General features: G+C 43.4%; 16 protein-coding genes. 10 read left to right on the top strand and 6 right to left on the bottom strand.

Annotated features, from left to right (window positions below; translation table 11 throughout):
* Window positions 1-51: 51 nt before the first annotated feature.
* The 8 genes from LLW17_RS16315 (at window position 52) to LLW17_RS16280 (ending at window position 6,101) form a co-directional block, all read left to right on the top strand.
* Window positions 52-699, top strand: a complete 648-nt coding sequence (locus tag LLW17_RS16315) for a flavin reductase family protein (RefSeq protein ID WP_228231359.1) — start codon at window positions 52-54, stop codon at window positions 697-699.
* Entirely contained in the window at window positions 689-832 is a 144-nt protein-coding gene (locus LLW17_RS16310) for a DUF2256 domain-containing protein (RefSeq protein ID WP_228231358.1), read from the top strand. The genes LLW17_RS16315 and LLW17_RS16310 overlap by 11 nt, the downstream gene beginning before the upstream one ends.
* Window positions 829-2,124 (top strand): DASH family cryptochrome, encoded by a 1,296-nt coding sequence (locus LLW17_RS16305; RefSeq protein WP_228231357.1) that lies wholly within the window; start codon window positions 829-831, stop codon window positions 2,122-2,124. Before LLW17_RS16310 ends, LLW17_RS16305 begins: the two co-directional genes overlap by 4 nt.
* 42 nt (window positions 2,125-2,166) lie before the next feature.
* The gene (locus LLW17_RS16300) at window positions 2,167-3,705 is read left to right on the top strand and encodes a cryptochrome/photolyase family protein (protein WP_228231385.1); all 1,539 of its coding nucleotides are present in this window, start codon (window positions 2,167-2,169) and stop codon (window positions 3,703-3,705) included.
* A gap of 85 nt (window positions 3,706-3,790) precedes the next feature.
* Entirely contained in the window at window positions 3,791-3,949 is a 159-nt protein-coding gene (locus LLW17_RS16295) for a lmo0937 family membrane protein (protein ID WP_128759385.1), read from the top strand.
* Between the two features lie 17 nt (window positions 3,950-3,966).
* On the top strand, window positions 3,967-4,104 hold the full coding sequence (locus tag LLW17_RS16290) for a hypothetical protein (RefSeq protein WP_228231356.1): 138 nt from the start codon (window positions 3,967-3,969) through the stop codon (window positions 4,102-4,104).
* Window positions 4,105-4,255: 151 nt separating this feature from the next.
* A complete protein-coding gene (locus LLW17_RS16285) occupies window positions 4,256-5,110 on the top strand; it encodes an aldo/keto reductase (RefSeq protein ID WP_228231355.1) in 855 nt (284 codons plus the stop codon).
* A 232-nt stretch (window positions 5,111-5,342) separates the two neighbouring features.
* Window positions 5,343-6,101 (top strand): SDR family oxidoreductase, encoded by a 759-nt coding sequence (locus LLW17_RS16280; protein ID WP_228231354.1) that lies wholly within the window; start codon window positions 5,343-5,345, stop codon window positions 6,099-6,101.
* 246 nt (window positions 6,102-6,347) lie between these two features.
* On the opposite strand, the gene LLW17_RS16275 is transcribed toward LLW17_RS16280, so the two are convergent.
* Window positions 6,348-8,180, bottom strand: a complete 1,833-nt coding sequence (locus LLW17_RS16275; protein WP_228231353.1) for an ABC transporter ATP-binding protein — start codon at window positions 8,178-8,180, stop codon at window positions 6,348-6,350.
* Window positions 8,181-8,234: 54 nt separating this feature from the next.
* Window positions 8,235-8,969: a type IX secretion system protein PorG gene (gene porG / locus LLW17_RS16270; RefSeq protein ID WP_228231352.1), complete on the bottom strand. Its 735-nt coding sequence runs from the start codon at window positions 8,967-8,969 to the stop codon at window positions 8,235-8,237.
* 227 nt (window positions 8,970-9,196) lie between these two features.
* Between porG and LLW17_RS16265 the strand changes: the two genes are divergently transcribed.
* Window positions 9,197-10,069: a pirin family protein gene (locus LLW17_RS16265; RefSeq protein WP_228231351.1), complete on the top strand. Its 873-nt coding sequence runs from the start codon at window positions 9,197-9,199 to the stop codon at window positions 10,067-10,069.
* Here the strand turns inward: LLW17_RS16265 and LLW17_RS16260 are convergent, their stop codons facing one another.
* The 3 genes from LLW17_RS16260 to LLW17_RS16250 all read right to left on the bottom strand — a co-directional run bounded on the left by LLW17_RS16260 (window position 10,070) and on the right by LLW17_RS16250 (window position 12,581).
* A complete protein-coding gene (locus LLW17_RS16260; protein ID WP_228231350.1) occupies window positions 10,070-11,287 on the bottom strand; it encodes a multidrug effflux MFS transporter in 1,218 nt (405 codons plus the stop codon). It abuts the gene before it with no gap.
* Window positions 11,288-11,538: 251 nt separating this feature from the next.
* The gene (locus LLW17_RS16255; RefSeq protein ID WP_228231349.1) at window positions 11,539-11,754 is read right to left on the bottom strand and encodes a hypothetical protein; all 216 of its coding nucleotides are present in this window, start codon (window positions 11,752-11,754) and stop codon (window positions 11,539-11,541) included.
* A gap of 110 nt (window positions 11,755-11,864) precedes the next feature.
* A complete protein-coding gene (locus tag LLW17_RS16250; protein WP_228231348.1) occupies window positions 11,865-12,581 on the bottom strand; it encodes a pirin family protein in 717 nt (238 codons plus the stop codon).
* 194 nt (window positions 12,582-12,775) lie between these two features.
* On the opposite strand from LLW17_RS16250, the gene LLW17_RS16245 reads away from it, so the two are divergent.
* On the top strand, window positions 12,776-13,483 hold the full coding sequence (locus LLW17_RS16245; RefSeq protein WP_228231347.1) for a hypothetical protein: 708 nt from the start codon (window positions 12,776-12,778) through the stop codon (window positions 13,481-13,483).
* 225 nt (window positions 13,484-13,708) lie between these two features.
* Here the strand turns inward: LLW17_RS16245 and LLW17_RS16240 are convergent, their stop codons facing one another.
* Window positions 13,709-14,863 carry an MFS transporter gene (locus LLW17_RS16240; RefSeq protein ID WP_228231346.1) on the bottom strand — a complete coding sequence of 385 codons (1,155 nt, stop codon included), beginning with the start codon at window positions 14,861-14,863 and terminating at the stop codon, window positions 13,709-13,711.
* Window positions 14,864-14,921: the final 58 nt, after the last annotated feature.

The following is a 14,921-nucleotide window of genomic DNA, read 5'->3' as shown; positions in this document are numbered from 1 at the left end:
AGCATACACATACAGTAATTTAAGGGTCAGTTCCTAATTGACCCTTTTTTTATGAAACATTATGATGCACAAGCCCTTGAAAATCTGCCTTCAAGGTATCGCGCCCATTTTATAAACAGCTGTACCGGCTTTAAATCTGCAAATCTTCTGGGTACCATTTCTGAAGATGGCATTACCAACGTGGCTATTTTCAGCTCGGTGACTCACCTAGGCAGCAATCCTCCCCTGCTCAGCTTTATTTTAAGACCCAATACCGTAAAGCGAAATACCTACGACAACATTTTAAAAACCGGTGTTTTTACGGTAAATCATGTCAATCAGAATTTCATCAGAGAGGCACACCGAACTTCTGCTAAATACGACGGTGGTGTTTCAGAATTTGAAAAAACCCTGCTTACCGAAGAATATTTAGATGATTTTAAAGCTCCTTACGTAAAACAAAGCCGGGTAAAACTGGGCTGCGAGTTTGTCAATGAATATTTCATCAAAGAAAACAATTGCCACTTTATCATCGGCGCCATCAAGCATGTCTATGTAGATAAAGAAATACAGGCCGAAGACGGCTGGCTCAATCTTGAGACTGCCCAAACCGTTTGTATAGACGGTTTAGACGGTTATGCCCTCCCCCAAATTTTAAACCGCTTTTCGTATGCAAAACCGGATGAAAACGTAAGATCCCTTTCTGACCTTGGCTCATAAAAAACCACATTTACCTCAAAAAATTTGTGAAATCTGCGGAAAGCCCTTTTCCTGGAGAAAAAAATGGGAGAAAAACTGGGATGCCGTTAAATATTGCAGTGAACGCTGCCGCAGATCAAAATCTAAAACATGAATATCGTCTGGTTTAAAAACGACTTACGCACACAAGACAATCACAGCCTTTTAAAAGCGGTTCAGGAAAACCAGCCCGTAATTGCGGTGTACTTTTTTGACCCCGGGCAATTTAAAACAGATCGCTTTGGTTTTAAAAAGACCGAAAAATACAGGGCACAGTTTCTAATTGAAACCGTTCAGGAACTTCGCAGCGAACTGAAGAAATTAAACATTTCATTACTCATTTATACCGAAGAGCCCGAAACTAAACTTCCCAAACTCATTAAAAAATACGAGGCTCAAAAGGTTTACCTTCAAAACGAATGGACTTTTGAAGAACGCCTGATTATTGATGGGGTTAAAGCAAATTGCGAGGATTCTGTAGCGTTTATTGAAACCTACGATCAATTTTTGATACATCCCGATGATCTACCCTATACTTCCTTCAGCAAAATCCCTGAGGTATTTACCCAATGGCGGAAGAAGTGTGAGAAGCAGGCTGATATCAGGCAAACCGTAGCGGTTGACCCGCTTCAGCCTGAAAATCTGGTTGCTGAGGAAACGCAAATCCCCTCTCTTGAAGATTTAGGTTTAGAATCCTTTGAAGTTGATGAGCGCACTGCTTTTCCGTTTAAGGGTGGAGCGCTTCAGGCGTTGAAACGGATTGAAAATTACTTTTGGGAGACCAAAAATTTAGCCCGTTATAAAAAAACACGCAACGGGCTGGTGGGTAAAGATTACAGTTCAAAACTTTCGGCATGGCTCGCCAACGGAAGCATTTCGCCCCGAACCATCTATTACCAGGTACAAAAATTTGAAAAGGAAGAAACCAAAAACGACAGCACCTACTGGTTGATTTTTGAACTCTACTGGCGCGATTTTTTTAAATACGTTTCGCTTAAACACGGCGATAAAATTTTTCACCTGAGTGGCATTTTAGAAAAAGACTACGACTGGAGCACCAATAAAGCCGCCCGCGAAGAATGGATTGAGGGGCGAACCAAATATGATTTTGTAAATGCCAATATGAAAGAAATCGCCCTGACCGGCTTTATGAGTAACCGCGGCAGACAAAATGTAGCGAGTTTTTGGGCGAAAGAACTGCAGCAGGACTGGCGTATAGGCGCTGCCTATTTTGAAAGTATGCTCATAGACTACGATGTACACAGCAATTATGGCAACTGGCTTTACAACAGCGGGGTGGGCAATGACCCGCGGGATCGTAAATTCAATATAGAAAGCCAGGCCGACCGCTACGATGGTGATCGCAAATACCGCGATCTTTGGTTAGCCAAAACCTTATTTGATTAAATTTTAGGCAAAGCCAAAACGACACCTCTTAAAACACTTTAGATATTGAAAACCTTACGCCTCATTCTTGGAGATCAACTCAACCACAAACATTCCTGGTACGACGATGACAGCACAGACATGGTCTATTTTATGGCCGAAATGCGTCAGGAAACCGATTATGTGAGGCATCACATTCAAAAGGTAGTGGCCTTCTTTGAGTCGATGCGCAATTTTTCACAATGGCTGGAAGAACACGGCAAAAGCGTCATCTATTTCAAAATTGATCATCCGGATAACGAACAGGATTTGGTCAAGAATCTGAATAAACTCATCAAGGCTCACGATATCGAAAAGTTTGAATACCAACTCCCCGATGAATACCGGCTTGATGAGCAGCTAAAAAACTTTTGCAACGACCTCAATCTGGAAACTGAAGCCTTTAACACCGAACATTTTCTGACTTCACGTACCGATCTCGAGCAGTTTTACAAAGGCAAAAAGACCTATACGATGGAATATTTTTACCGCGATATGCGCAGGAAATATGACATTATGATGGTGAATGACAAAGATCCTGAAGGCGGTAAATGGAACTTTGATCAAAGTAACCGCAAAAAATGGAAAGGCAAACCTGAAATCCCCCACGAGCGTGGTTTCCGTAAAGATGTATCCAAAACTCTGGAGCAAATTGAGGAGGCAGGAATCAAAACCATTGGCAATATTGACGCTTACTCATTTAACTGGCCTACCTCACGCCCCGATTGCCTGAGTGTTCTCAATTATTTCTGTGAAAATTTATTGGTGCACTTTGGCGACTATCAGGATGCGATGGACCCCGATCAGATTTACCTGTTTCACAGCAGACTGAGTTTTGCGATGAACAGTAAGATGCTGCACCCCAAAGAAGTGATTGAAAAAGTAATTGGCTACTGGCGCGAAAATCAGAACCAGATCGACATCAGCCAGGTTGAAGGTTTTGTGAGGCAAATTCTGGGCTGGCGGGAATATATGCGCGGGATGTACTGGATGAAAATGCCGGGTTACAGACGCAGCAATAAACTCGACAACCAAAACAAATTACCTGATTTTTACTGGACAGCCGATACTAAAATGAACTGTATGCACCACGCTATAAAGCAGAGCCTTGATCACGCCTACGCACACCACATACAGCGGCTTATGATTACGGGTAATTATGCTCTGCTAACGCAAACCCACCCCGATGAAGTAGACGAATGGTACCTGGGCATCTACATCGATGCTATTGAATGGGTAGAAATCACCAATACCCGGGGAATGAGCCAGTTTGCAGATGGTGGCCTGGTTGCCACAAAACCCTATGTTTCCAGCGGAAGCTACATCAACAAAATGAGCAATTATTGTGGTGATTGTGCGTACAGCGTCTCCAAGAAAACCGGTGAGAACGCCTGTCCCTTCAACAGTTTATACTGGAATTTTCTCTACGAAAAACAGGAATTCTTTAAAGACAACCAGCGCATGAATATGATGATGAGCATGTTAGAGAAAAAAGACCAGAAAGATCTTGAGGCTTTGGTAAGCCGCGCTCAGGAAATCATAAAAAATCCTCAAAACTTCTGATTTACAAGTTAATTCGCTGTTAAGCAAATTGGTCAGCTCAGATTCATGATCTACTTTTATAATACTAACCAATATATTTATAATTATGAGAGATATAATCTGGCTCATCGTGGTGATACTATTAATAGGTTGGCTTGTAGGCTATTTTGGCTTCGCTGAATCTGTAGGAAGTTTAATCCACATTCTATTAGTACTTGCAGTAATTGCAATTTTGTACAAACTCGCAACGGGCAGACGTCTTTAACTAAACAACCAAAAAGTATGAAACGTTTTATTTTAATTTTTGCCGTAATGGGCACACTGGCAACAACCTTATACAGTTGTCGCGAAACAACCGAAGATAAAGTAGAAGACGCCGCAGATGATGTAGGCGATGCTATGGAAGATGCTGTAGATTAAACAGTGTATTTCAATCCTATTTAACCGCTCTATCGAGCGGTTTTTTTGTGCGCATATTTGTCAAAATCCTTAACAAAGCCCCGTTAACAAGGGTTAAAAACCTTGAGTTTGCCTGCTTCTCTCCTTAACTTTAGAAGAAATAACAACAACTATGAAAACAGAAACCGCACAAAAACCAATAACAAATCTACAGGGAACCTGGGAACTTAATAATGGGTACAAAATGCCTTATTTAGGCCTGGGCGTTTGGAAAGCCGAAGACGGTGAAGAAGTAATTAATGCCGTAAAATGGGCAATCGACGCCGGTTACCGCCATATAGATACCGCCAAGGCTTACGATAATGAAGAAGGAGTAGGAAAAGGAATTAAAGCCAGCGGAGTCGACCGAAAAGAGCTGTTTATCACCAGTAAACTGTGGAATACCGATCAGGGTTATGAAAGCACCTTAAACGCATTCCATAAAACTCTGGATCGGCTCGACACCGATTATCTTGACCTGTACCTTATACACTGGCCTGTAGAAGGCAAATACAAGGATACGTGGAGAGCTATGGAAAAATTATATAAGGAAGGGAAAATTAAAGCTATAGGTGTAAGTAACTTTCTGGAGCATCAGCTTAAAGATCTTATGGAAGATGCAGAAATCCATCCTATGGTAGATCAGCTTGAATTTCACCCCTGGCTGGTGCAAAAGGATTTGCAGAAATTCTGCGCCGAAAACAACATTCAATACGAGGCATGGTCTCCGTTGATGCAGGGTAAAGCCTTCAAGAATGAAACTTTAAAAGAAATTGGAGAAAAATACGGTAAAACTCCGGCTCAGGTAGTATTGCGCTGGGATCTGCAAAACGGAGTCATCACGATTCCTAAATCAACTTCGCAGGATCATATTAAAAGCAATGCCGACCTGTTTGATTTTGAACTGAGCGAGGATGATATGCAAACCATAAACGCTTTAGACAGAAACGAACGCATTGGGCCCGATCCCGATAACTTTGATTTTTAATTATAAGAAATATATTTTGGCAAACTACCTGGGATTAAGGCCTAAAGGCGTTAGTTAAAAATAAATTTTACTTTTTAGGCAAGCCTGTGGTATTAATCCCCTTGGCGGCGCCAATGAAAACCTGCCTGTCCGGCAGGTTTTTTTAATGCCCTAATCTGAAAGATTTTTCAGCATTTTGCCTGGCAAAGCCTAAGAGACTTTGTAGTTTTGCCGAAAAGCATTTTTTTGATTTATGTGGAATTTAGAAGGAAAAACGGCTCTGATTACAGGAGGAACTAAAGGTATTGGCCGGGCAACGGTTATGGAATTTGCAAGACTGGGAGCCAAAGTAATTTTTACTGCCCGCAATGGTGCTGAAGTTGCGGCTTTAGAACAGGAACTTAGCGAGGCAGGCTATATAGCATCGGGGATGGCCGGTGACGTTACTATCGAAGACGATCAGGATAAACTCACCGATTTTGTCTTTCAGCGCAGCGGTACCCTTGATGTTTTGGTTAACAACGCAGGCATCAATATACGCAAGGAAGCGCACATTTACGAGCCTGAAGAATACCGCAAGATCCTGGAAGTAAACCTCATCGCTCCTTTTGAACTCACGCGTAAATTTTTCGCTTTGCTAAAACGCAGCGGAAAAGCTTCGGTTATTAATGTAGCTTCTGTCGCCGGATCTCAGGATGTAAAAAGCGGCGCTCCTTACGGTATGTCAAAAGCCGGACTCATTCAGGAAACCCGAAGCCTCGCCTCCGAGTGGGCTGCCCACAACATTCGTGTTAATGCGGTTTCTCCGTGGTACACCGCTACGCCTTTGGTCAAAGAAGTAATGGATCAAAAAGAACGCTACGATAAAATCGTAGAGCGCACTCCTATGAAACGCTTTGCAGAACCCGAAGAAATGGCAAATACCATCGCATTTTTGGCAATGGATAAAGCTTCATTTATCACCGGTCAAAACCTGCAGGTAGATGGCGGTCTCAGTGCGAATGCGCTTTGATAATGCTGAATTAAGAATGCAGAATTATAAAGTTTAACTCGGAAATCAGAATACCTCTTAGTACTGTTTTGAATGCAGCATTCAGAGTGCTGAGTGCTGAATGATGAGTTATAAAGTTTAACTCAGCACTTAAACTTCTACTTATAATAACCTTTTAAATAACAGAATTGAGAGTATAGGCGTAATCCTTAAACTGAAAAACTCTTAACTTTTAACTCTTAACTCTTAACTCATAACTCTTAACTCCTATTTGTACCCCTGTGCCTGCAGGTCAAACAGCTCAGCATAAAGCTTCGGTTCCTGCATCAATTCTTCGTGCGTGCCCAGCTCGAGAATGCGTCCGTTTTGCAAAACCAAAATACGATCTGCCATACGCACGGTGCTAAAGCGATGCGAAATGATGATGCTGGTTTTTCCTTTAGTCAGATCAATAAAGCGCTCAAAGACCTCATATTCTGCCTTGGCATCAAGAGCCGAGGTAGGCTCATCCAGAACCATAACCCGTGCATCTTTCATATAAGCCCGTGCCAGAGCCACTTTCTGCCACTGCCCGCCTGAGAGTTCCTGCCCGCGGCTAAAACGCTTGCCCAGTTGGGTCTCATAACCGCTGTGCAAGGTTTCGATTACTTCGTTTGCCAGACTCAGCCGGGCGGCATTGGCAATACGCGCGTCATCATTGACCGCAATAATATCTCCCACGGCGATATTTTCGCGAAGCGTAAACTCATACCGAAAGAAATCCTGAAAAATAACCCCGAAAAATTGCTGATAAGCCGCCTTCTCATAGGTATTGATATTGATGCCGTCCAGCAAAATTTCGCCTTGCGTAGGCTCATAAAACCGAAGCATCAGCTTGATTAATGTGGTTTTTCCGGCACCGTTTTGACCTACAAAAGCCATTTTTTCACCTGCTTTGAGTTTAAAACTTACGCCTTTTAAAACTTCGTGATCACTTCCCGGATAGGCAAAATGCAAATCTTTGATTTCAAAACCGGTATGGATTTCTTTTGGCAAAGCCGAAAATTCCCGGTCTTCATCGGTTATTTTCCAATCGATAAAATCAAAGTAATCCTTGAGATACAGCGCACTTTCGGTTATTCGGGTAAAATTGGTAAAGAAGGTTTGCAAACTGGTACGCAGGCGGTTAAAAGACGCCGAAAGAAACGTGAGTTCACCAATCGTGATTGTCCCTACCAGAACACTGCGTATAATCACCAGGTAAGCCCCGTAATAGCAAACCACGCCCAAAACATTAAAACCGGCACTGTAAGCGCTTCTTCTTATCGTAAGCTTTTTATTGATCTCAAAGTATTGCTCGCTCAGGTTTCTAAAGCGTTTGGCAATAAAATCGGTCAGCCCAAAAAGCTTGATCTCTTTGGCTGTTTTATCATTTGCCCCTATGTAGCGCAGGTAATCGAGCTCACGCCGTTCGGCTGTCCAGCTTCTGGAAATTGAATATTGCTGACCGCTGAAGCGAATTTCATTAATAAACAACGGGATGATGCTGAGTGCCAGCAAAACGATTAAGATCGGTTGAAAATAAATCAGTCCCGCGATAAGTGTACCTATAGAAATAATGCTTTGTGCCTGAGCCAGAGCGGTACTCATAAGCCCTACCCTGCCCTGAGTCTGCTGGCGCGCACGTTCCAGTTTGTCATAAAATTCAGAATCCTCCAGCTGGCCAATATCAATTTTACTGGTCTTGCGTATCATTTTCTCGGAAGAATCGATGTTATAGCGGTCGCCCAGCAATCCATCGGTAATGCCGGTAAGCCGGTTTAAAATATCAGACAGAATAACGATACCAAACTCCAGCAGCACGTAATTCCACAACTGGGTATAATCGGCATTTGTGGCATCAACCTGAGCTATAATTTCGTCGATGATGAGCTTTCCTACCCAAAGAATAACTACAGGTGTAAACGCGTTGACCAGTCTGCAAAACAGATTGGTTAAAAATAGTGACGGACTAACGCTCCAGATTTCCTTAAAAAATCGGGGTATAAACCGCAACGCCTGAAAAGAAGTTTTGACGCTGGTTTTCTTTTGATCCTGAATACTGCTTAAGCTATTTGCCATACTGCAAAGATACTCCTACCGCAAACAGAAACTCAAGCCCTCCTGACTAAAGTTTTATAAGGTACAATCGCAATACGCATTGCTGCCTTTACCAAAACGATAGGTAAGTGTAAGACCGAGATAGGTGTACCAGTCGTTGTTCTCAAAATTGACCACGCGGTTAGTCTCAACGCGCTCATCATCGGGATACGAACCATCAAGATTGTCACTCAGACTGTAACGCGGAGCCAGCTCGATACCCAGCATAAAATTGCGTCCTACAAAGGTTTTAAATCCGGCTCCCATAGGTACGGTAAGTCGGGTGCGGGTGCCATAAACTACAGACTCCACATCCTCAAATCCGGTGGATAACGGATAGTAAGCCTCATCGCCATAAATAGCTCCCAAACCCCCGTAAATGTAAAAATCAATGGGATTGGGTTTGTTTTTAAAGAAGGAAAAGGGCACGAACTCTAAAGCTACGACGCCTTCAATATTGGTATGCTCAAAAGAATAATACAAATCTCGACCTCTGCCGTTTCCGCGAAAACCATCGTTGGCATCCCGGTCGTTATCGGCAAGAGTTAAATAGGTAATACTGGCTCTGGCACTTAATTTTTCGGTAAAATTCATCTTACCAATTACGCCAAAGAATGCCCGATTGGGCGCCACAAATGCTTTCTTACCAATTTCCCCATAATAATTAACCCCGCCGAGATATAAACCCAGATCGTAGGTGGTTTGAGCATGGAGTTGATTGAAATAAAAGCTTAATAGTAAAGAGGTAACGATAAAAAATTTAAGTTTCATAAAATGCCGGTTTAAAATACATGCAATGAGGTTTAACCAAAAGACCTGAATCTCACGCCTATAAAATGACGTTAGAAATCAGCTCCATAACCAGATTAGGTTGAAGCACTTGTATGATCGCAGATTAGGGGGCGTAGAAACAGGCTTAAATTGACCAGTGAATTCAGCTTATTTCTTAACTTTCAAAATAATACTATTTCATTCTATAACGCTAATAAAATTAAAAATTGTCTAATACAGGATTAATCATCGAAGAGCGCGCCCGGGATATCGGCGATTTTCTGGTGGGCCGCTTACTGCCGTTTCGTAAAAAAAGAATGGTAGGACCTTTCATTTTTATAGATCATATGGGGCCAAATACTCTGGGACCTGAAGATTATATGGATGTAGATCAGCATCCGCACATCGGGTTGTCTACACTTACCTACCTCATCGAGGGCGAGCTCATGCACGAAGACAGTATAGGCACCTACCAGCGCATCAAACCCGGCTCTGTAAACTGGATGGTCGCGGGCAAAGGAGTGGTACATACCGAGCGTACCCCAAAAGATATGCGCGATGGCAATGTATTTACCATGCACGGCTATCAGATTTGGGTGGCCTTACCCAAAAAACTCGAACATACCGAACCCGCATTTCATCATATAGATGCCGAAGTTTTGCCACGCTGGCGCGAAAACACCGCAGAATATAAGCTTATTGCCGGTAAGGGTTACGGTAAAACGAGTCCGGTGCCCGTACACTCAGATTTGTTTATGATTGAAATTAAAGCCGAAGATGATCACAAACTAAATATTGCCGGAAAGCTGGAAGGAGAAATCGCCGTAACCGTGGTTTCAGGCGAAGTCGAAGCTGATGGCGAGCGCTTTAAAGACGGAGTTATGCTCGTGAGTAAGACCGACGAAGTTTGCAAAATCAAATTGCTCAGGGGAGCGCACGTATTTCTTTTTGGAGGGAAGCCTTTTGAAGAAGATCGCCACATCTACTGGAATTTTGTAGCCACTTCAAAAGAACGTATCGAAGAAGCTAAACAAGCGTGGAAAGACCGCAAATTCCCGGAAGTTTCAGGCGACAATACCTACGTGCCTTTACCCGGTTAATCAGGACGAGGTTTGTAAGTTCAGGGATTTGGTTTTATTTCGGTAATATATAATCAAAGCCAGACTGCACAGGGCACTGCCAAAGAGAATATACAGCAATGGCGTAACGCTTTCGGTTACCAGCTGCGCCACCAGTATACTGGCAACAGAACCAAAGATCATCCCGATACTGCCTACCAGCGCCGATGCACTACCCGCCTGTTTATTAAAGGGATCAAGAGATAATGCGGTAACATTAGGATTTTGAAAACCTACCAGGAACAACATAATAAACAGGAAAGGATACATGATCCAGAAATCTAGCGCGATAAAACTTACAACAAGCCCTATCCCTGTTAAGACGGTAAGCGCCACACAGGTCGCAGTGGTGATTTGTAAGAGCGAATAGCGTTTTAATGCCAAACGGTTAACCTGACTGCCCAAAATAAGCCCCAGCGCATTGCTGCCAAACACCCAGCCAAAATGCTGCTCGGTTAACCCGAAGTATTCAATAAAGACAAAAGGCGCGCTGCTTACATAGGCGAGCAGACAACCCATCGTAAAACCACGGGTCATCGCAAAGATGAAGAACTCCCGGTTTTTTAGGATAGAAATATATTCCCGTACAATCTTTTTGGGTTTAAGGCTGGTTGCGCGATTGGGTTTTGCACTTTCGGGCAGTATGTACGTAATGAGCAACAGCATTAGCACTGCAAAACCGGCCAGTATAAAAAACACGGCTTCCCAGTCAAAAGCTGCAATGACTAGTCCGCCAACGGTTGGCGCAATAATAGGTGCGACCCCCATAATGAGCATCAGGGTCGAAAGCACATCAGCCACTTGTTTTTTCTCAAAAAGATCGCGTACAATGGCTTTTGAAGCCACCATCCCGGCACAACCCCCAAGCGCCATAAAAAAGCGGGCGATGATGAGCATATTAAGGCTAAAACTAAATGCGCAAATCAGGGAGGTTGCGATAAAAAGCAGTAATCCCCCAATAAGCGGGCGCCTTCTGCCGAAACGGTCCATCAGCGGACCGTAAGCGAGCTGACCAATGGCAATACCAATTAAATAGCTGGTTAAGGTAAGCCCCACTTTACTGATATCTACGCCAAAATCATCTGCTACATTCGCAAAGCCCGGCAGGTACATATCTATAGAAAAAGGTCCTATAGCGATGAGTGTCCCCAGGATGAGAATAATGAGCGTTCGTGATGATGTTGTATACCGTTTTGTCATAACCTTATTGCGTCTGCAAAATTACGGCTTGTACCAGCAATAACGGGCGTCAGGTTGTTATTAAAATGGTAAAACTGCACCTTGTTTTCTTAAGGTAACGATGTCGTAAATGCCCGCTAAGGATCTTCATGCTTTACCATTTAAAGGGTCTGAAATAAAAACAGGAATATCATGTGAAAAACGGGCTGTTCCGGTCTTTGGCGTTGCCCATAAAAAAAGAGATGCAGACGGCATCTCTTTTTTGATCGTTATCAGGCCCGAAATCGCTGAGGGGGCACAGATGTTATGTGGTGTTCTTCAGGATGGTGATCGGGGTTTTTATATTCCCTTACCACGTACTCGGTGCTGTTTCTGAACTTTTGCAGGAGTTCATAATTCACGTGAATAGGAACCTGTAAACCCGGATATTTCAGGGCGTACATATCTCCTTTTTTTCCTACTAACTCTAACTCGATAGGTGTTTCCATAATCTTAAGGTTTAATTAATAGTTTTAGCAAAAGCCAAACAAAAAAAATACCAAATGACCCCGGAAGCCTTTCGCCCGAAAACGGCTGTCAAATTTTCAGAATTTGTGTTCTATCCCAGACGCATAGGGACTTCCATCAACAATACCGAAGCATTTTCAGCAGCTGTTAATTCTACCGAAGCAGTATCATAAACTCCCAGACCATCGCGGCGTCCCAGTTTCTGTTCTGCGGCAGTGACACTTCCTTCGAGAACAAAAATATACAAACCGTTGTCCTTTTTATTGAAATCGTAAGTCACCGCTTTACCGGCGTCCAGATCCACCATATTAAACCATGCGTCCTGATAAATCCAAACACCATCATCTTCTTTATTAGGCGAAAGCACCTGCTGTAGTTTGTTTTTTCGGTCTGCTTTGTTTAGTGTGATCTGATCGTAACGCGGCTCTACGTTTTGCTGATTTGGAATCACCCAAATTTGTAAAAACCGGACTTCCTCATCTTTGTTTTTGTTGTATTCAGAATGTTGTACCCCGGTACCGGCACTCATCACCTGGATATCGCCTTCTTTGATAACCGTGGTGTTGCCCATACTGTCTTTATGCTCCAAATCTCCCGATAACGGAATGGAAATAATCTCCATATTTTGATGCGGGTGCGTACCAAAACCCATACCGCCACTTACCTTATCGTCGTTAAGCACGCGTAAAACGCCAAAGTTCATCCGCTCGGGATTGTAATAATTGGCAAAGCTAAAACTGTGTTTGCTGTGAAGCCAGCCGTGATTGGCATCGCCCCGGGTATCGGCCTGATGAAAAATTGTCTTCATAACTCGTTGATTTATTTAAATATGGGATTTATCCCTTCAAAACAATTTATAATTAGTTTTTAATAGTCGGTTATAAGCGTGAAACTTACAATTAAGAAACGGGTATAAACGATAAGGATTCCTTAAAATAAGAAACCCCTGAGCTTAAAAGCTATGCTAAAGCTTTGTATTTTTGGCACTTTAAAACACACACTATGAAAAAATTACTACTCAGCCTAGCGGGTCTTGCTACCTGTATCGCTTGTAAAAACGAACCCAAAACGGAAGAACCTTTTGAAATGGTCGAAGTTGCAGAAGAAGTACGCACCCCAGAACAGGAAGTGGCCTATGCCATTGCAGATGCCAGCGGTCTTGCCAACTGGGACAAGGTTTCTGAAGTAGCGTTTACGTTTAATGTAGACCGCGATGATTCGCATTTTGCACGCTCCTGGAAATGGAATCCCAAGACACAGGACATCACCATGATGACCGCTCAGGACACCCTTACCTACAACAGAGCTACCGTAGACAGCACCAGTATGGATGCTGACAAAGGCTTTATAAACGATGCCTACTGGCTGCTTGCCCCTATGCATTTGGTTTGGGATAAAGAAAACACCACGTTGACCGTTCAGGATACGGCTACTGCGCCTATGAGCAAGGAAAAACTCAGCAAAATCACACTCACCTATACCGACCAGGGTGGTTATACTCCGGGTGATGCCTACGATTTCTTTTACGATGACAAAAACATGGTGAAAGAATGGATTTACCGTCGTGGAAATGTTTCTGAATTCTCGATGGTAACTACCTGGAATGATTATCAAAATTATAACGGAATACAAATCGCCTCAGACCACAAAGCGCCTGAAGATGCTGTACACCTGTATTTTACAGATATCGCGGTAAAGACTGAAGAATAATTTCTGAAGCCTAAATCTTTAAAAAGCCATTTGAGAAATCAGGTGGCTTTTTTTGTGGTTGTTGACCGGGAAGTACCCCTGCGGGTGAGGCCTGCCTAAATTTGATAGCAAATAGTCTTCAAGCTCCTCCTCTTTGAAGGGGAGGCCGGGAGAGGATCTTCGCTTCTGTCCTTCACGCAAAAGACCACTTAATGGGAGTTAATCTCTTTAGCGTTATCCATAAAATTATTTCGTATTCCGTTTCAGGCTCATAGCGAGAATTCCCGCAGCGGCCGTAAAGCTCATCAGCGCCACAAAACTGCTTTTCAGATCGAAGGTTTCGGCCAGAAAGCCTAAAAACACCGGGCCTATCAACAAGCCCACAAATCCGGTTCCGGCGATAAAACTGATTCCTTCGGCGGCCTGAATGCCTTTCAGCTTTCCGCTATATCTAAACAACTCGGGCACCACCAATGACAAACCGATACCTACAAAACCAAAACCCACCAAAGCCCAGGCTGTGACTGCCGTAAGGGTGAGTCCAAACCCCAGAGTCGCCGTAAGACAACCGGCAATTAAAATAATACGCGAACCAAAACGCGCACTGATGCTGTCTCCAAAAAAACGTCCTAAAGCCATCATTCCGTTAAAAATCGTGTAGCCCAAACCTGCCAGAGCCAGATTCGCAAGAGTCACTTTTTCCAGATAGAGCACGCTCCAGTCTACGATTGCCCCTTCTGAAGCCATAACCAGAAATCCTATTACAACCAGACCAAGAAGCGGCCGCAAATTCTTCAGTTTAAAATGCCCCTCACGCGTTTCTTTAACAGCATCGATATGCAGATAATGACGCGAAAGCAGCAGGTTAACAAACAGCATCAGCAACACAACCACCCCGGCATGGTACACGGGCAGGCTCACCAGATCTAAAACCAAAGCGCCAATACCGGCGCCAAGCATTCCGCCCAGACTAAAGAAACCGTGAGAAACCGACATAAAATGTATGCCATCGCGTTTTTCGATTTCGGTCACCAAAGTGTTTATGGTCACATCAAGCAGACCCGAAAATACGCCCACCCCAAACAAAGCCGCACAAAGCTGCACATACGAACCGGCGAGAAAAGGCCCCAAAAACATCAGGCAAAACCCCAATACCGCTAGCAATGTTGCTTTTCCCAGCTTTAAAAAACTGATGATTTTTGGCACAAAAGGAATCGTACACAGCGTCCCGAGTGCCATAAAAAACACGGCAAAACCCAGTTCGCCTTCCGAAATCCCGAGACGGTGAATGATTTTTGGGATGTAAATTGCCCAGGTTCCAAAAACGATATTGAGGGTCGCAAATAAAAATGCCGGTGCAAAATACCTCCAACTGCTAAAAACGATACGTAAGGCCTGCATAGATTCGGTATTAAAAATTGAAATTACCAAAATTTACGGGACTGCTTAAAACTATTTT

Source organism: Leeuwenhoekiella parthenopeia (assembly GCF_020782115.1).
GTDB lineage: Bacteria > Bacteroidota > Bacteroidia > Flavobacteriales > Flavobacteriaceae > Leeuwenhoekiella > Leeuwenhoekiella parthenopeia.
This window is presented reverse-complemented; position numbering and strand designations above follow the sequence as displayed.